The 16,504-nt window shown below is 64.4% G+C and carries 15 protein-coding genes; 10 read left to right on the top strand and 5 right to left on the bottom strand.

Annotation, left to right across the window (positions count from 1 at the left end; genetic code table 11):
- Position 1 precedes the first annotated feature (1 nt).
- Positions 2 to 376: a DUF4170 domain-containing protein gene (locus tag NUH88_RS12560; RefSeq protein WP_257766755.1), complete on the bottom strand. Its 375-nt coding sequence runs from the start codon at positions 374 to 376 to the stop codon at positions 2 to 4.
- Between the two features lie 163 nt (positions 377 to 539).
- On the opposite strand from NUH88_RS12560, the gene NUH88_RS12555 reads away from it, so the two are divergent.
- The gene (locus NUH88_RS12555) at positions 540 to 2,048 is read left to right on the top strand and encodes a UbiD family decarboxylase (protein ID WP_257766754.1); all 1,509 of its coding nucleotides are present in this window, start codon (positions 540 to 542) and stop codon (positions 2,046 to 2,048) included.
- 1 nt (position 2,049) lies between these two features.
- Here NUH88_RS12555 and NUH88_RS12550 read toward each other — a convergent pair whose 3' ends face one another.
- The gene (locus NUH88_RS12550; RefSeq protein WP_257766753.1) at positions 2,050 to 2,604 is read right to left on the bottom strand and encodes a hypothetical protein; all 555 of its coding nucleotides are present in this window, start codon (positions 2,602 to 2,604) and stop codon (positions 2,050 to 2,052) included.
- 170 nt (positions 2,605 to 2,774) lie between these two features.
- Here NUH88_RS12550 and NUH88_RS12545 point away from each other — a divergent pair, with 170 nt between their 5' ends.
- The gene (locus tag NUH88_RS12545; RefSeq protein WP_257766752.1) at positions 2,775 to 4,121 is read left to right on the top strand and encodes a TldD/PmbA family protein; all 1,347 of its coding nucleotides are present in this window, start codon (positions 2,775 to 2,777) and stop codon (positions 4,119 to 4,121) included.
- Between the two features lie 133 nt (positions 4,122 to 4,254).
- Complete coding sequence (locus tag NUH88_RS12540; protein WP_257766751.1) at positions 4,255 to 4,740, top strand: YHS domain-containing (seleno)protein; 486 nt, start codon at positions 4,255 to 4,257, stop codon at positions 4,738 to 4,740.
- On the opposite strand, the gene NUH88_RS12535 is transcribed toward NUH88_RS12540, so the two are convergent.
- The gene (locus NUH88_RS12535) at positions 4,737 to 5,720 is read right to left on the bottom strand and encodes a diacylglycerol/lipid kinase family protein (RefSeq protein WP_257766750.1); all 984 of its coding nucleotides are present in this window, start codon (positions 5,718 to 5,720) and stop codon (positions 4,737 to 4,739) included. The genes NUH88_RS12540 and NUH88_RS12535 overlap by 4 nt on opposite strands.
- A gap of 227 nt (positions 5,721 to 5,947) precedes the next feature.
- Here NUH88_RS12535 and NUH88_RS12530 point away from each other — a divergent pair, with 227 nt between their 5' ends.
- From NUH88_RS12530 to lpxK, 5 genes are all read left to right on the top strand, one after another.
- Complete coding sequence (locus NUH88_RS12530) at positions 5,948 to 6,718, top strand: UDP-2,3-diacylglucosamine diphosphatase (RefSeq protein WP_257766749.1); 771 nt, start codon at positions 5,948 to 5,950, stop codon at positions 6,716 to 6,718.
- 12 nt (positions 6,719 to 6,730) lie between these two features.
- Complete coding sequence (locus tag NUH88_RS12525; RefSeq protein WP_257766748.1) at positions 6,731 to 7,777, top strand: glycosyltransferase family 4 protein; 1,047 nt, start codon at positions 6,731 to 6,733, stop codon at positions 7,775 to 7,777.
- Positions 7,778 to 7,890: 113 nt separating this feature from the next.
- Positions 7,891 to 8,604 (top strand): lysophospholipid acyltransferase family protein, encoded by a 714-nt coding sequence (locus NUH88_RS12520; RefSeq protein WP_257766747.1) that lies wholly within the window; start codon positions 7,891 to 7,893, stop codon positions 8,602 to 8,604.
- Complete coding sequence (locus tag NUH88_RS12515; RefSeq protein WP_257766746.1) at positions 8,601 to 9,878, top strand: 3-deoxy-D-manno-octulosonic acid transferase; 1,278 nt, start codon at positions 8,601 to 8,603, stop codon at positions 9,876 to 9,878. Before NUH88_RS12520 ends, NUH88_RS12515 begins: the two co-directional genes overlap by 4 nt.
- Positions 9,875 to 10,846 (top strand): tetraacyldisaccharide 4'-kinase, encoded by a 972-nt coding sequence (gene lpxK, locus NUH88_RS12510; protein WP_257766745.1) that lies wholly within the window; start codon positions 9,875 to 9,877, stop codon positions 10,844 to 10,846. The genes NUH88_RS12515 and lpxK overlap by 4 nt, the downstream gene beginning before the upstream one ends.
- On the opposite strand, the gene NUH88_RS12505 is transcribed toward lpxK, so the two are convergent.
- Together NUH88_RS12505 and xseA are read right to left on the bottom strand one after the other, a co-directional pair.
- Positions 10,833 to 11,645 (bottom strand): M23 family metallopeptidase, encoded by an 813-nt coding sequence (locus NUH88_RS12505; protein WP_257766744.1) that lies wholly within the window; start codon positions 11,643 to 11,645, stop codon positions 10,833 to 10,835. The genes lpxK and NUH88_RS12505 overlap by 14 nt on opposite strands.
- Positions 11,642 to 13,225, bottom strand: coding sequence for an exodeoxyribonuclease VII large subunit (xseA, locus tag NUH88_RS12500; protein WP_257766743.1), 1,584 nt, complete (start codon positions 13,223 to 13,225; stop codon positions 11,642 to 11,644). The genes NUH88_RS12505 and xseA overlap by 4 nt, the downstream gene beginning before the upstream one ends.
- A gap of 51 nt (positions 13,226 to 13,276) precedes the next feature.
- Between xseA and purD the strand changes: the two genes are divergently transcribed.
- Both purD and NUH88_RS12490 read left to right on the top strand, forming a co-directional pair.
- Positions 13,277 to 14,557: a phosphoribosylamine--glycine ligase gene (purD, locus tag NUH88_RS12495; RefSeq protein ID WP_257766742.1), complete on the top strand. Its 1,281-nt coding sequence runs from the start codon at positions 13,277 to 13,279 to the stop codon at positions 14,555 to 14,557.
- A 150-nt stretch (positions 14,558 to 14,707) separates the two neighbouring features.
- Positions 14,708 to 16,501 (top strand): GGDEF domain-containing protein, encoded by a 1,794-nt coding sequence (locus NUH88_RS12490; RefSeq protein ID WP_257766741.1) that lies wholly within the window; start codon positions 14,708 to 14,710, stop codon positions 16,499 to 16,501.
- The last annotated feature ends 3 nt before the right edge of the window (positions 16,502 to 16,504 follow it).

The raw sequence follows: 16,504 nt of genomic DNA, 5'->3' as shown, positions 1-16,504 counted from the left end.
GTCAGCCGCTGACTTTTTCGATGCGATACCGGGTGTGCGCGTCGTCGACACTTTCCCAGGCGCGCTTCTGCCACTCGGCCTTGGCCGCTTCGTAGCTTTCGAAGGGACCGATCCGGTTTTCCGGAGAACCGTCGACGGTCTCGCTGAAATCCGTCGATTTATAGGTGCCGCCAACAACCCAGAACTGCTCCGAGCCGTCGTCCCAGATCCGGTAGCGCGTATGCGCGTCGTCGACATGCTCCCAGGCGAGCTTTCCCCAGACCGATTTCGCGGTTTCATAGTCCGGGAAGGGGCCGATCTTGGTTTCAGCGTCACCGCCCTTGATATGGGTGAAGCTGGTATCCGTATACTCGCCGCCGATAACCCAAAAAGCCATGAGGACTCTCCGTGCCGAATGTCAGCTGACGGTATACCGCCGACAGCTTTCGCCCGCAATCGCAGTGCAGCAATTCCGAATGCCCGCGCCGCTGGCCCCGGAGGCATCCCGAAGCTATATCTGACCGGCGCGTCAAGCGGCGCGCCGACCTGCGGAGTGCGTCATGCCTTTTTCCTCCCTGCGCGATTTCATGGCCCAGCTTGAAAGCAAGGGCCGCCTTCGTCGCGTCACCGAACCGGTCTCCCCCGTTCTCGAAATGACGGAGATCCAGACCCGGCTTCTGGCCGAAGGCGGACCGGCGGTTCTCTTCGAGAATGTCGTCGGGCCGGACGGGCGAAAATACGGGATGCCGGCGCTGGCCAATCTTTTCGGCACCGTTGAACGGGTGGCCTGGGGCATGGACCGGGAGCCGGAACAGCTCCGCGAGGTGGGCGAGACCCTGGCCTTCCTGCGCCAGCCGGAACCGCCGGGCGGCTGGCGCGAGGCGCTCGACATGCTGCCGCTGCTAAAGACGGTGATGGCGATGAAGCCACGCACGGTCGGGTATGGATCCTGCCAGGATGTCGTGCTGCAGGGCGACGAGATCGATCTCTCCCAACTGCCGATCCAGAGCTGCTGGCCGGGCGAGCCGGCGCCGCTCATCACCTGGCCGCTGGTGGTCACCAAGGGACCGGGCAGGCGCAAGGAAGACGATTTCAATCTCGGCATCTACCGCATGCAGGTGCTGGGCAAGGACCGGACGCTGATGCGCTGGCTGAAGCATCGCGGCGGGGCGCAGCATTACCAGCGCTGGAAGAACGAGAAGCCGGAGCCGCTGCCGGCCGCCGTCGTGATCGGCGCCGATCCGGGCACCATCCTCGCCGCCGTGACGCCGGTGCCGGACACGCTCAGCGAATACCAGTTCGCGGGCCTGCTGCGCGGCAAGAAGGTCGACCTGGTGGACTGCAAGACGGTGCCGCTGAAAGTTCCGGCGGAGGCCGAAATCGTCATCGAGGGTCATGTCTCGCTCGACGAATATGGCGACGAAGGGCCCTACGGCGACCACACCGGCTACTACAATTCGGTCGAGAAATTTCCGGTTTTCAAGGTCTCCGCCATCACCATGCGGCGCGACCCGATCTATCTCACGACTTTCACCGGACGGCCGCCGGACGAGCCCTCGATACTCGGCGAAGCCCTCAACGAGGTGTTCATTCCGCTGATCCAGCAGCAGTTTCCGGAGATCGTCGATTTCTGGCTCCCGCCGGAAGGTTGCTCCTACCGGATCGCTGTCGTCTCGATGAAGAAGGCGTATCCCGGCCATGCCAAGCGGGTGATGATGGGCGCCTGGTCCTATCTTCGGCAGTTCATGTACACGAAATGGCTGATCGTCGTGGATGACGACATCAACGCGCGGGACTGGAAGGACGTGATGTGGGCGGTCTCGACCCGCATGGACCCGGTCCGCGACGTGACCATGATCGAGAACACCCCGATCGACTATCTCGACTTCGCAAGTCCCGAATCCGGTCTCGGAGGCAAGATCGGCCTCGACGCCACGAACAAATGGGAGCCCGAGACGAAGCGGGAGTGGGGGGAAGAGATCCGGATGGACCAGGACATCATCGATCTGGTCGACCGGAAATGGTCCTCGCTCGGGCTCCCTGGAAGCGGCAAGGCGATCTGGAAGTAGGTTACTTCGCCGGATAGTCGCGCTCGATCCGGTCGAGCTCGTAATTCGCCAGCGCGGCATCGATCTCCAGCATGGCATCGAGGAAGCCGTCCCGGCAGGCCGCGATATGGGCCTGCTGGTGTCCCTCTTCCGCCTGCTCGACCCAGCAGTCGAACTGCGCCTGCGCTCGCGCCGAGGCATGCGGCGCCAGGATGCGCGCATCGCGCCCGAAGGCACGCAGCAGACGGGCGCGAGAGGATTGCAGTGCCGGCACCGACGCCTCCGCGAGCTTCCAATCTTCCAGACGCTCCGGCGGGACGGTCTCGCCCCGCGCCGAGGCGAGGGTCTTCTCGGCGAAACGCTCCGCATCCACCCAATCCACCATGTCGTCCGCCTCGTAGAGTGCAAGCAGGCGGTATTCGTTCGCGAGGCTGTGCTCGAACCCCACATGATCGACCGTCTGGACGCGGACCTCGTCGACCGCCCGGTAAAGCTTGAAAGGTTGCGCTCCGGCCTCCGCGGCCACCGCCGGGACGAAGGCCGCACCAATGGCCAACGCGGCAAAAATCCGTCTCATCTTTCTCTCCTCGATGAATTCCGGTTTGCCGCTTTCTGCCCCCCGGCTTTGGCGGGATAAGGACAGGTTTCGCCACATTGGATCTCATTTCGGCGCGACGCCGTCGGTTGCGTGCGCCGCCGATCCGCCCTATGTCATCAGCCGGTTCTCAAGACTTTGGCGGGAATGACATGTCGGATATCGGCGGACTGGAACTGCTCGACAGCCTGATCGGCAAGGCGCTCAAGGCGGGCGCGGACTCTGTGGACGCGGTGCATCTGACCGGGCGTTCGCTCTCCGCGTCGCAGCGTCTCGGCAAACCGGAAGCGATCGAACGTTCGGAAGGCAACGATATCGGGCTGCGCGTCCTGATCGGAAAGCAGCAGGCCTCGGTTTCCGGCTCCGACACCGCGCCGGACGCGCTCGACGAGCTTGTCGAACGCGCCGTCGCCATGGCGAAAGTGGCTCCGGAAGATCCCTTTGCCGGCATCGCCGACGCATCCGAGATCGCCACAGACCGCCCCGGGATCGAGATGTTCGATCCCTATGAGCCCTCTGCCGAGGATCTGACGGAACTCGCCGCAAAGGCGGAGGAAGCCGGACTCGCGGTTGAAGGCATCACCAATTCCGAAGGCGGCGACGCGGGTTGGAGCACCACCGAGGTCGCGGTCGCGGCCAGCAACGGGTTTTCCGGCCAGTACCGCCGTTCGAGCTTTTCCGTCTCGGCCGTCCTGCTCGCCGGCGAAGGCCAAGGCATGGAGCGGGACTACGATTATTCCGCCAAGGTGTTTTTCGCCGATCTCGAGGATCCGGCCGAGATCGGCCGCCGCGCCGGAGAGCGCACGGTCCGCCGCCTCAATCCGAAGCGGCCGAACTCCCAGCGCGTGCCAGTCATTTTCGACCCGAGGGTCAGCCGCTCCCTCCTCGGACATCTGTCCTCCGCGATCAACGGCGCGTCGATCGCACGCGGCACCAGTTTCCTGAAAGACAAGATGGGCGAGCAGATCTTCGCCGACGGCATCCGCATCGCCGACGACCCGTTGCGCGACCGCGGTTTCCGCTCCCGTCCGTTCGACGCCGAGGGTCTCGCGTCGAAAAAGCTGATGATCGTAGAGGACGGGCGGCTCGCCTCCTGGCTGCTCGATCTCTCCACCGCGCGCCAGCTCGGCATGTCGAGCAACGGCCGGGCCTCCCGCGGCGTCGGCGGGCCGCCGAGCCCGTCGGCCACCAATCTCTTTCTGGAGCCGGGCGACACCAGCCCCGAGGATCTGATCAAATCCGTGGGCACCGGGCTCTACATCACCGACATGATGGGCTCCAGCGTCAGCACCGTGACCGGCGATTACAGCCGCGGCGCGGGCGGGTTCTGGATCGAGAACGGCGAGCTCACCTATCCGGTCTCCGAAATCACCGTCGCCGGGCACCTGAGCGAGATCTTCAAGAACCTGAAACCGGCGAGCGACCTCACCTTCAAGTATGGAACGGATGCCCCGACGGTGCTTGTGGAAGGCCTGACCCTGGCCGGCGCGAACGGCTGATTCGCCCGAACAATCCATTGTTTCGCGTCCGGCGACGGTCTGTTTCACCCGATCGTGAAGCGAAAGATTGGTAATTCGATCGGGTGCTCCCCAGATGAGGGGCAATCGAGACATATTCTGATCGGAGACACAGATGAGCTACAAAAGTGGCTTGTCGCGGCTGTTCCTCGTAATCGCCGCCGTCGGACTGGTCGCCGCGGTCGCCCGCGAGCCCCAGACGAAAGAGCATATCGCCCTTGTCGACCCGTCCGTGAGCATTCGGGATGGGTTTGCCATCGATGGGTATGACCCCGTCGCCTATTTCAGCGATCACAAAGCCGTTCGCGGAAACGAAACGCTCGCCGTCGAGTTCAACGGCGCGCGCTTCCTGTTCGCCAACAGGGAAAATCGCGACCGCTTCCTGACCGACCCGCGCCACTTCCTGCCCCAGTTCGGCGGGTTCAGCACCTACGGCGTCGCCAAGGGCAAGCTCTACGCGGCGGATCCGGAGGTGTTCGACATCATCGACGGACGGCTCTATCTCAGCCGCAACGAGAAGGTGCGCGACCTCTGGCAGCGCAACCCCGCGGGCTATATCGATCTCGCGGAAAATAACTGGCGCGACATCCAGGCACGCTAGGAGCCCTGCTTGGGCATAACCAGCCGGAGCGGCTCGGACGGCAGGGAAATACTGGCGGGCAGATTGGTGACAATGTCGCCGTCCGCCTGCACCGGGTCCCCGCTATAGGCGCCTTCCTCGGCCCAGATCGAGACCGCGCGGGTCTGAATGATCCGGTAGCCGGCGGCGGATGGCAGACGGCCCGTCATCATATTCGCGGCATAACGGATCGCATTCCAGCGCCCGGCCCGCTCGAACAGACAGACATGCAGCAAGTCAGATTCGAGCCGGGCATCGGGCGCGCAGACGAAGGTACCGCCGTAATAATGCGCCTTGGCGACCACCACTGACGCGGCCCTGTAGGTATCGCCGTTGATGGCCACCCGGTAGTAATGCGGCCGGTAGGTCGCGAGCTGATGCAGGGTGGTCAGCACATAGGCGCCCTTGCCGAGCCAGGCCTTCACCCTGGTATCGACGCTGGCGACCACGTCCGCGTCGAGCCCGACTCCGGCCATCAGGGTGAAGCGGTGCCCGTTGACGTCGCCGAGACGCGCCTCGATCGCCGGTCCGCGCCAGATCGTCTCGGCGATGATTTCCGGCTTCACCGCCAATCCGATCTCGGCCGCCAGCACATTGGCGGTCCCAAGCGGCAGGATGGCGAGCGGCAGGGTGCCCCCGCTCATGCCGTTCACGACTTCGTTGATCGTGCCGTCGCCGCCTGCGGCCACCACCGCGTCCGGCGCATCGTCGGTATGCATCAGGCTGTGCTGGCGGGCATGCCGGGCGAAAGCTTCCGCGTCGCCGCGCGCCCCGGTCTCCAGCACCGTGACCTTGACCCCGCGGCGTTTCAGCCCTTCCAGAACGGCAGAATAAAGCGGATAGCGCCGCTGGCCCGCTTTCGGATTGTAGATGACGACAACATGCCGCCGCCCTCCGTCCGGACAGGAGCCCTGCGGCTCGCCTGCAACCATCCGGCCCGATTCGCCGGTTATTTGATCCAAATGAGACTCCCGGGTGCAGGGAAATTCGCGGTCCGACGAGTGACAGTTTTATTAAGCGACGCCTCTAGCCCAACAGATTTAAAAACTTTTTTTATTTCAGTCTTGTGAAGTCATACAAGGTTCATTTTACAAAATTTGGCACCCTTCATAATAGATCGCGCGAATAAAACTGCGGCGCTGAAGTTTTCCTTGGGAATTTGGCCAAAATAAGGAAATGGAAGACTGAGATGAACAGTCAGAAAGGCATCGACCGCTACCGGGCGATCTGGATCTCCGACATTCATCTCGGAACCAAGGGCTGCCAGGCGGACTACCTGCTCGACTTCCTCAGGCACACTGAGTCCGACTATCTCTACCTGGTCGGAGACATCATCGATATCTGGCGCATGAAGCGCTCCTGGTCCTGGAGGCAAAGCCACAACGACGTGCTGCAGAAGCTGCTACGCAAGGCGCGCAAAGGCACGAAGGTGATGTTCCTGCCGGGCAATCACGACGAGATGTTCCGCGGTTTTCTCGGCGAGAATTTCGGCCAGATCGAGGTCCGCGACGAACATATTCACGTCACCCGCGACGGCCGGCGATTCCTGATCCTGCACGGCGACCAGTACGACGTGGTGGTGAAATACAACAAGTGGCTCGCCCTGGTCGGCGACGGCGCCTACAACCTCGCGCTCACGCTCAACACCCATTTCAACCAGCTCCGTCGTCTTCTGGGCTACCCTTACTGGTCGCTGTCGGCCTACCTGAAAAACAAGGCCAAGAGGGCGGTCGAATTCATCGGGAATTTCGAGAACGCGCTGGCGGACGAGGCAATGAAGCGCGGGGTCGACGGCATCATCTGCGGCCATATCCACAAGGCCGAAATGAAACAGATCGGCAGCGTCACCTACTGCAATGACGGCGATTGGGTGGAAAGCTGCACCGCCCTTGTCGAACATACCGACGGCCGCATGGAAATCCTGAACTGGGCCGAGATCCGACATCTCACCTTCGCCTGAGAGGCCTTTACCATGAAAATCCTCCTCGTCTCGGATGCCTGGTTTCCCCAGGTGAACGGCGTCGTCCGTACCCTGAACACGGTGATCGGCGAGCTGCGGGAGATGGGCCACGAGGTCGAGACGATCACGCCCGACCAGTTCAAGACGGTACCCTGCCCGACCTACCCGGAAATCCGCCTCGCCTGCTGGCCGTTCTTCCGGGTCCCGGCGATGATCGAGGCGGCCCGGCCGGACGCGATCCATATCGCGACCGAAGGCCCGCTCGGGATGACCGCGCGGCGCTATTGCGTGCGCAACAAGCTGCCCTTCACCACCGCCTATCACACGCGGTTCCCGGAATATGTCCAGCCGCGTCTCGGCGTGCCGGTCGCCTGGACCTACAAGGTCATGCGGCATTTCCACGGCAAGTCCGCGGGCGTCATGGTGGCGACGAAATCCATCCGCGCCGATCTCGAAGCGCGCGGCTTCGACAATATCAAGGACTGGAGCCGCGGCGTGGACACCGAGCTGTTCCGCCCGCAGGCGAAGGACGCGATCGACGCCAAGCGTCCGGTCTTCATGTTCGTCGGCCGCGTCGCCGTGGAGAAGAACCTGCCGGCCTTCCTCGAACTGGACCTCCCGGGCTCCAAGGTCGTCGTCGGCGACGGCCCCGACATGGACATGCTGAAAAAGAAGTTCCCGGAGACGATCTTCGTCGGGGCCAAGAAGGGCGAGGAACTGGCGCGCCACTATGCGGCGGCCGATGTCTTCGTCTTCCCGAGCCGGACCGACACCTTCGGCCTCGTCATGCTGGAAGCGCTGGCCTCCGGCGTGCCGGTCGCGGCCTTTCCGGTACCGGGACCGCTCGACGTGATCGCCTCCGACAAGGTCGGCGTGCTCTCGGAAGATCTCCGGGACGCCGCGCTGAAAGCGCTCGAGCTGAAGCCGGAAGACTGCCGCGCCTATGCGCTCGGCTTCAGCTGGCGCGCCTGCGCCGAACAGTTTTTCGGCAATCTCGCACCGTTCGATTCCGATGCGGCCTTCGGGCGCTTCGACACGCGCGGCAGCCGCGCGGCCTGACCTTCAGCGACAATAAGAACTTGGCGCCGGTTCGGGGCGCTAGTATGCATTCCCTACCGTTCGCCCGATCTTTCGGGCGGCGGTCGGCCGGGCCCGGAACCTGAACGGAAAGCATGCTGAAGCGACTGTTGCGCACGGAGACTGGCCGCGAGGTCGCAAGCCGCCTGCTGGCAGGCCTGATACGCTTACTTGCATGCACCATCCGCTGGCAGACCCTGAACCCGGAAATTCGCGATCGGGCGCTTGGCAGCGACCAGCCCGCGATCGGCGCCTTCTGGCACAATCGCATCATGCTGATGACCGAGATCTGGCCGCGCGGCCGCCCGATGGCGATGCTGCAGTCGAAACATCCCGACGGACGGCTGATCGCCCGCACCATCCAGCATCTCGGCATCGACGACATCGTCGGGTCGGCCGGCAAGGGCAAGGGCGGGGCCCAGGCGATCCGCGCCATGCTGCGCGCGCTGAAGAACGGCAGCTCCGTCGCCATCACGCCGGACGGGCCGCGCGGCCCGCGGATGCGGGTCAGCGACGGCATCATCGCACTCGCCCGCATGAGCGGCGCGCCGATCTATCCCGTGACCTGGAACGTCTCACGCCGCCGGGTGCTGCGAAGCTGGGACCGCTTCATCCTCGCCCTGCCTTTCTCGCGCGGAATCTTCGTCTGGGGCCCACCGATCCACGTTCCGCGCGACGCCGATGCCGAAACGCAGGAACGCCTCCGCCTTGAACTAGAGACCCGCCTCAACCAGCTTTGCGAAGAGGCGGACCGGGCGCTCGGAACCGAGCCGATCCGGCCCGCCGATACGGAACCGGCGGCGGCATGATCTTTCATCTCTATAGCGGCGCCATGCGCCTTGCCGCTCCGATCCTGGAGGGCCTCCTGAGGAAACGCCTCGCGCGCGGCAAGGAGGATCCGGAACGGGTCGGCGAACGGCGCGGCGAGGCTTCCCTTGCGCGCCCGGCCGGAAGGCTGTTCTGGGTGCACGGCGCCAGCGTCGGCGAGTGCCAGGCCGCACTTGCCTTGATCGAGCGGCTGCTCGCAAAGGACCCGGACCTGAGCATCCTGCTCACCAGCGGAACCCTGACCTCGGCCCGGCTGATGCAAGACCGCCTGCCGAAGCGCGCGATGCACCAATTCGTGCCGCTCGACCAGCCCGCCTGGATCGCCCGCTTCCTCGATCACTGGGCGCCGGATGCGGCGATCTTCGTCGAGTCCGACCTCTGGCCGAACCTCGTCCTTTCGGCCGCGAAGAGGGACATTCCCCTGGTCCTCGCCAACGCGCGCATGTCGGAAAGCTCCCTCGAACGCTGGCGCCGCCTTTCCGCCTTCACCGGGCGCCTGTTCAGCGAATTCGCGCTGGTCCTGGCGAGCAACCCGGAGCAGAAGGCCGGTTTCGAGAGCCTGACCCGGTCCCCGGTGCTCTGGGTCGGCAACCTGAAACGCGCCGCCGCGCCCCTAGCCGCGGATCCGGACAAACGCGCCGCGCTGCGCACGGCGATCGGCACACGCCCGGTCTTTCTCGCGGCCAGTACCCATCCGGGCGAGGAAAAGGCTGCCGCCGAAGCGCATCGGCTCGCCGCCGCCGAATGTCAGGACCTGCTGACGATCATCGCGCCGCGCCATCCCACACGGGGTGTGGAAATCTCCGACGCATTGACAGCAGCGGGCTTCAAATGCGTCCGCCGTTCAGACGGCGCACTGCCGGGAACGGAGACGGAGATTTACGTCGCCGACACGCTCGGCGAGATGGGGACCTTGTTCGACCTCTCCGACGCCGTGTTCGTCGCCGGCTCGCTGGTTCCCGTCGGCGGACACAACCCGCTGGAGCCCGCCCATTTCGGCAAGCCGGTGCTGTTCGGCCAGCTGATGGCGAAGAACGCGGATATCGCCTCCGACATGATCGCGGCACATGCGGCACGCGAAATCGCCGATGCGACGGATCTCGGCCGCCGGATCCGCGACCTGCTGCGAGACGATTCCGCGCGTGCGGAGCTTGGCGCCAATGCGAAGACCTTCGCGCTCGGGCAGGGCGCGATCGCGGACGAGATGGCGGAGCGGATTTTCGCCGCCGTCGCAGAGCGCGGAGCGCGAAGGTGAAAGCCCCTAGCTTCTGGCGCAAGACCGGCCTGCTGCCCGCCCTGCTGACACCGGCCTCCTGGCTCTACCGGGCGGGCGCCTCCCTCCGCGCAGCCGCGGCGAGCCCATATCGCGCACCGGTTCCGGTCATCTGCGTCGGCAATCTCGTCGCCGGCGGGGCCGGTAAGACCCCCGTCGCGCTGTCCCTTGGCCGCGCCTTCACGAAACGCGGACTGAAGGTGGCCTTTCTCAGCCGGGGCTACGGCGGAAACCTTGCGGGACCGCTCCAGGTGCAGCCGGACCGGCATTCCGCATCCGACGTCGGGGACGAACCGCTGCTGCTCGCGGAGGTCGCGCCGACCTGGATCTCCAGGAACCGGGCGGCGGGTGCGGAAATGGCCGCCGCCGCGGGGGCTGATATCATCCTGATGGATGACGGATTCCAAAACCCGACGAGCGTGAAATCGGCCTCCGTGCTCGTCATCGACGGTGCCTACGGGTTCGGCAACGGCCATGTGATCCCCGCCGGCCCGCTCCGCGAGAGCGTTGCGGGCGGCCTCGCCCGCGCCGACGCGGCGATCCTGCTCGGCGAAGACCGGCACGAACTTGCACCGGCGCTGGCCCGGACGCTTCCGGTGCTTCGGGGGCGGCTCACCCCCGCGCGGAACGCGCTTGGCCTAAGAGGTGAGCGTGCGATCGCCTTTGCCGGGATCGGACGGCCGGAAAAGTTCTTCGAGACCCTGGAAGAGCTCGGCGTCTCACTGCTGGAAACCCGTGCCTTCGGCGATCATGCGCCGTATCGCGGCGAGGATCTGATCGATCTGATCGGGCGGGCCGAGAGGGAGGACGCCCTGCTGCTGACGACAGCGAAGGACCACGTCCGGTTGCCGGAAGAACTGCGCCTGATGGTGCGGCGCGTCGACGTGGATCTCGTCTGGGAGAATGCGGCAGCGCTCGAGGATCTGCTCGACCGGCTCATTCACCCATAGGCGGCACCAGCACGGCGGCATCGACCCGAACGTCGAACCAATTGATCCGCCAATCGAGATGCGCGCCCGTCGAACGGCCCGTGCTCCCGATCGTACCCATCGGATCGCCCCGCTTCAGCTCTTGTCCGACTTTCACCGTGACGTCCTGCATGTGCAGGAAGGCCGAAGTCAGACCGTGACCGTGATCCAGGATGATGGTTCCGCCGGTATAGTAGAGGTCTCTCTCTGCCAGCCGCACGATGCCGCCCGCAGGGGCCACCACCGGCGTGCCGGCCGGCGCCGCAACGTCGACCCCGTAATGGGGACGCTTCGGTTCGCCATTGAGGATCCTCTGGCTGCCGTAGACGCCGGAGATCCGGCCTTTGGCCGGCCAGATGAAGCCTTCGGCGAAATAGGCATGCTCAGTGTCGATCTGACGGACACGCTTGATCTCGGCATTCTCTCGACGGATGCGCGCCAACACGTCGGCCGGCGGCGCGACGTATTTCTGCGGCAAACCGTCGATACGCTGGATCTTGTAGTCCCGCTTGGCGACGTCAAGCGTCCGGCGCTGCTCGCGGCCATCGGCACCGCGCGCCACCAGCTCCGCTTTCGGCTCCGCCTCGCGCCCGAAGCCCAGCACGAAAATGCCGTCCGGGCTTACGCGCACGGGCTTGCCGTCCAACGTGAGTTCCGTACCCGGATCGGTGCGGCCCATGATAATTCCACCCTGCGTGAAGGCGCCGTTCATTTCCAGGGTAACGGCCGCAGCGGGCCGGGCCGCAAGAACGAGAAGAATCAGAAAAAGCAACCGGCTCACAGCAGGCTCCCCTGCGCCGGATCGGTCTTACCGGCCTTCGGTTTCGCCGTCTGTTTTGGCGGCGACGGTTTCGCCTCGGGCCCATCCGGCGAACCGGCGCCGATAACCGCATCTCGGCTGCCGTCGCCGAAATGGATCGAGACCCCGTCGCCTTCGGAGAGGGACGCCGCGCGGGTCACCGGCGCGCCGTCCGCGTCGCGCACCAGCGCAAAGCCGCGCTTCAGAGTCTGCTCGTAGGAATTGCTCTCCAGAATACGGCCGACCGAGGTCAGCCGGTCGTTCTGCTGCACGAGAATGCGGTCCACCGCGCGTTCGATCTGCACCCAGGCCCGCCCCGCATCGCGTGCGCCGCGCGTCATGCGGTCTGCGACCGGCTCCAGCCTGAGGCGCACGGAGGCCGCACGGAGATCGCTTGCCGCCGTCTGACGGAAACTGTCGAGCACAGAGTCCAGTTTCTGTCGCGCGGTGACGAAACGGTTTTCGAGCCTTCCGAGTTCCGCCGCCGGCTCCGGGATCTGCGCAGCGAGATCGCGTACCTGTTCGGAAAGACGCGAAAGCATGCGATCGGTCGCTGCACTTGCCGTCTGCCAACGATAGTCCACCGTCTGCGCCTTCGCCTCGATGATCGACCGGGGATCGCCGAGCCCGCGCGCAAGACCTGTCAGCCTTGTCTCCGCCTCGCCGAGCTTACGCTGAAGCCCGTTGAAGAGACGGGACTCGTCCTGCATCAGCGTGGCGAGCAGCTCCGCGCGCACCGGCACCGCCATCTCGGCCGCGGCCGTCGGTGTCGGCGCCCGCCGGTCGGAGGCGAAATCGATCAGCGTGGTGTCGGTCTCGTGCCCGACGGCGGAGATCAGCGGGATCTCGCTCGCCGCCGCCGCACGCACCACGATTTCCTCGTTGAAGGCCCAGAGATCCTCGAGACTGCCGCCGCCGCGCGCCACGATCAACAGGTCCGGACGCGGCACCGGTCCGCCCGGCGCGATCGCGTTGAAGCCTTCGATCGCGGCCGCGACCTGGTCCTTGGCCGCCTCTCCCTGGACCAGCACCGGCCAGACCAGCACATGGGTCGGGAAACGGTCCGAGAGCCGGTGCAGAATGTCTCGAATCACCGCACCGGTCGGCGAAGTGACGACGCCGATCACCTTCGGCAGGAACGGCAGCGGACGCTTGCGCTCATCGGCGAAGAGGCCCTCGGCGGCGAGCTTCTTCTTGCGCTCCTCCAGGAGCTTCAGAAGCGCGCCCTCGCCGGCGAGTTCCATCTGCTCGATCACCATCTGATACTTGGAGCGCCCCGGGAAGGTCGTCAGCTTGCCGGTGCAGATCACCTCCATGCCTTCTTCCGGCTGCACCGAGAGGCGCTGCGCCGTGCCGCGCCAGCAGACCGCGTCGAGCACCGACTTCTCGTCCTTCAGCGTGAGATAGACATGGCCGGATCCGGCCCGGGTCGGACGGGAAACCTCGCCGCGCACGCGCACATGTTCGAAAGCGCCTTCGACGGTCCGTTTGACCTGGAAGGAGATCTCGCTGACCGAGAATTCGGGGATATTGCCGGAAGGCGGCGGGCTATCGTCTTGCATATCCGAAATTTATGCTACAAGGCCGCCGAACGAAAGCATGGGGACAGGAAAATGCGCATTCTGGTCGTCGGTTCGGGTGGACGGGAACATGCCTTGTGCTGGGCCATCGCGGCCTCGCCGCTTTGCGATCACCTCTATTGCGCGCCGGGCAATGCCGGGATCGCCGACGTTGCCGAATGCGTCGAGGTAAAGGCGGAGGATCTGGACGGGCTGGTGTCGTTCGCCCAGAACAATGCCATCGACTTCGTCGTCGTCGGCCCGGAAGCCCCGCTCGTCGCCGGCCTTGTGGACAAGCTGGATGCGGCCGGCATCAAGGCTTTCGGGCCGAACGCGGCCGCCGCTCAGCTCGAAGGTTCGAAAGCCTTCACCAAGGGAATTTGCGACCGGCATGGCATTCCGACCGCCGCCTATGCCCGCTTCACCGATCTGGAAGCGGCGAAGGATTACGTCACCCAGCAGGGCGCACCGATCGTCATCAAGGCGGACGGGCTTGCCGCCGGCAAGGGCGTGACCGTGGCGCAGAGCGTCAACGAGGCGATCTCGGCACTCGAAGACGCCATGTCCGACAAGGCCTTCGGGGCCGCCGGCGAGGAGGTGGTGATCGAGGAATGTCTCGTCGGCGAGGAGGCCAGCTTCTTCGCACTCTGCGACGGCAAGACCGCTCTGCCGCTCGTCGCCGCGCAGGACCACAAGGCCGTTGGCGAAGGCGATACCGGGCCGAATACCGGTGGCATGGGCGCCTATTCGCCCGCGCCGGTCATGGACGAGGCGATGATCGGCCGGGTGATGGAAGAGATCGTCCAGCCGACCGTCGACGGCATGGCGGCCGAAGGCATGCCTTTCAAGGGGGTGCTTTTCGCGGGCCTGATGATCACTGCCGACGGGCCGAAGCTGATCGAGCACAATGTCCGCTTCGGCGATCCCGAATGCGAAGTGCTGATGGTGCGGCTGATGAGCGATCTGCTCCCCGCGCTGATCGCGTCGGCCGACGGCCAGCTCGACCAGATTACCCTGCGCTGGCGCGACGAGACGGCACTCTGCGTGGTGCTCGCCTCCAAGGGCTATCCCGGCTCTTACGAGAAAAACACGCTGATCGCGGAGCTGCCCAAGGACAGCGATACTGTCACCACCTTCCATGCAGGCACCGCGCGGACCGACAAGGGCGTGCTGCTGGCGACAGGCGGACGGGTGCTGGTCGTTACCGCGCGCGGCGGCTCGGTTTCCGAAGCGCAGAAGCGCGCTTACGAGAGTGTCGGCAAGGTCAACTGGTCGAACGGATTCTGCCGCAAGGACATCGGATGGCGCGCGGTCGCCCGCGAATCTCAAGTATAGATTGGTAAAATTTTATAAAAAAACAGCAAAAAATCTGATTTTTTATTCATTTAACATTCACATACAAAAGGATTTAAAAAGGCGCGGAATGAAATAAAAAGGGTTCTCGCTTATCCTTTTGGACGTCAGTGGCGAGTTTTAGTGCTTGATATGAAAGCAGCCGTTGCAGACGGTGCAGAAATGCTCGGCTCCACCGGCGATTTCCCGCCGCTCGAAAGTGTCGTCTCCGGACTGCGCCACGCATTCCAGCCCATTGTCCATCTCGATACCGGCCTCACCCATGGGTTCGAAGCGCTGCTCCGCGGCAGCGATGCGCTCGGCTTCGAGAGCATCGCGGACGTTTTCGACAAAGCCGCTGCCGCCGGCATGGTCGAAGAGCTCGAAGCCCGGCTGCTCGACAAGGCCCTGAAGGATTTCGCCGCGCTCTCCTGCGCCGAGGGGCTGCATCTTTTTTTCAATATCGACGCCCGCAGCCTGCCGTCGCTCAGCCGGCGAACCTCAGCAATCCTCGACGGCATGGCCAAGCTCGGGCTATCGAGCACCCAGCTCTGCCTCGAGGTTTCGGAAAGATCCGACATCTCACAGGACAGTGACGCGACAAGTGCGCTCCGGCAGGCCCGGGAACATGGAATCCAGATCGCGCTCGACGATTTCGGCGAGGGCTATGCCCGCCTGCGACTGCTGCACGAGGAGCATGCCGAATATGTGAAGTTCGACCGCTACTTCATCAACAACGTAGCCCGCGACCCGAAGAAGAAGCTCTTCGTCTCCAGCCTGATCGACATGTTCGAGGTGCTCGGCATCCAGACCATCGCCGAAGGGGTGGAAACGGACGAGGATCTCAGCAGCTGTCGCGAACTCGGCTTCGATCTGGTGCAAGGGTACCTCGTCGCCCGCCCGACCCTCGAGCATGAGAGCCTCAGCCGAAGTTACGAAACCCTGCTCTCGGCGCGGCGGCGGGACCGGCGCGCCAGGACCTCGGACCAGCACATTCTGCGGGAACAGATCATCGAGGTCCCGACACTGGATATCGACACTCCGATGCAGGATGTGTTCGACGCATTCCGCACCAACCAGAGCGCACGGCTCTTTCCGGTGCTCGACGTCAACGGGCGGCCGCTCGGCATCGTGCGCGACGTCGATCTAAAGGCCTATGCCTTCTCGCCCTACGGAAAAGACCTGATCGTCAACCGCAGCTTCGGCAAGAGGCTCGGCGATTTCGTGCGTCCCTGCCCGATCGCGGATATCCATACCCAGGCAGAGCGCATCCTGCAGATCTACAGCCACAACGACACGCTGAACGGTGTGATCATCGTCGAGAATGCGTCTTATGTCGGCTTCCTCGACAATTCGTCGTTACTGCGGGTGCTGAACGAGAAAAACCTCATCATCGCACGCGAGATGAACCCGCTCACCAAGCTGCCCGGCAACACGTCGATCTCGGACTATATCGCCGATGCCCTGACCGACACCGAAGAGAGTTGCGCTCTGCTGCATTTCGATTTCGATAACTTCAAGCCTTTCAACGACACCTACGGCTTCCGCCAGGGCGACCGGGCCCTGCTGCTCTTCGCGGAAAATCTGCGCCAGACCTTTGCCGGTCCCGAATACTTCGTCGGACATATCGGTGGAGACGATTTCTTCGTCGGGACACGCGGAGCCGACATGTCCGAAGTCAGCAAGCTGACTTACGCGGCACGGCAGCAATTCGCCGAGGATGTGGAAAGCTTCTACGACAAGGATGCGCGGGAGCGCGGTTCGATCGAGGCCCGCGGCCGCGACGGTAAGCTGCGCAGCTATCCGCTTCTCACCTGTAGTGCCGCCATGCTGGTGATCGAGGCGGGCCGGCGTCATTCGGACCTGGAAACCGTTCTGACGGCTTTCGCCGAACTGAAGAAGCGGGCCAAGGAGGAAGGCGGCTTCGCCTTCCACCATATTCAGTAAGAC

Origin of the sequence: Nisaea acidiphila (assembly GCF_024662015.1) — a bacterium.
Classification (GTDB): Bacteria; Pseudomonadota; Alphaproteobacteria; order Thalassobaculales; family Thalassobaculaceae; genus Nisaea; species Nisaea acidiphila.
This window is presented reverse-complemented; position numbering and strand designations above follow the sequence as displayed.

Excerpts from the sequence above, each read along its gene's own strand:
- NUH88_RS12525 (WP_257766748.1), top strand. The coding sequence starts at position 6,731 with ATGAAAATCCTCCTCGTCTCGGATGCCTGGTTTCCCCAGGTGAACGGC.
- NUH88_RS12515 (WP_257766746.1), top strand. The coding sequence starts at position 8,601 with ATGATCTTTCATCTCTATAGCGGCGCCATGCGCCTTGCCGCTCCGATC.
- NUH88_RS12545 (WP_257766752.1), top strand. The coding sequence starts at position 2,775 with ATGTCGGATATCGGCGGACTGGAACTGCTCGACAGCCTGATCGGCAAG.
- NUH88_RS12540 (WP_257766751.1), top strand. The coding sequence starts at position 4,255 with ATGAGCTACAAAAGTGGCTTGTCGCGGCTGTTCCTCGTAATCGCCGCC.
- NUH88_RS12560 (WP_257766755.1), bottom strand. The coding sequence starts at position 376 with ATGGCTTTTTGGGTTATCGGCGGCGAGTATACGGATACCAGCTTCACC.
- NUH88_RS12530 (WP_257766749.1), top strand. The coding sequence starts at position 5,948 with ATGAACAGTCAGAAAGGCATCGACCGCTACCGGGCGATCTGGATCTCC.
- NUH88_RS12490 (WP_257766741.1), top strand. The coding sequence starts at position 14,708 with ATGAAAGCAGCCGTTGCAGACGGTGCAGAAATGCTCGGCTCCACCGGC.
- NUH88_RS12550 (WP_257766753.1), bottom strand. The coding sequence starts at position 2,604 with ATGAGACGGATTTTTGCCGCGTTGGCCATTGGTGCGGCCTTCGTCCCG.
- NUH88_RS12555 (WP_257766754.1), top strand. The coding sequence starts at position 540 with ATGCCTTTTTCCTCCCTGCGCGATTTCATGGCCCAGCTTGAAAGCAAG.
- NUH88_RS12520 (WP_257766747.1), top strand. The coding sequence starts at position 7,891 with ATGCTGAAGCGACTGTTGCGCACGGAGACTGGCCGCGAGGTCGCAAGC.
- purD (WP_257766742.1), top strand. The coding sequence starts at position 13,277 with ATGCGCATTCTGGTCGTCGGTTCGGGTGGACGGGAACATGCCTTGTGC.
- xseA (WP_257766743.1), bottom strand. The coding sequence starts at position 13,225 with ATGCAAGACGATAGCCCGCCGCCTTCCGGCAATATCCCCGAATTCTCG.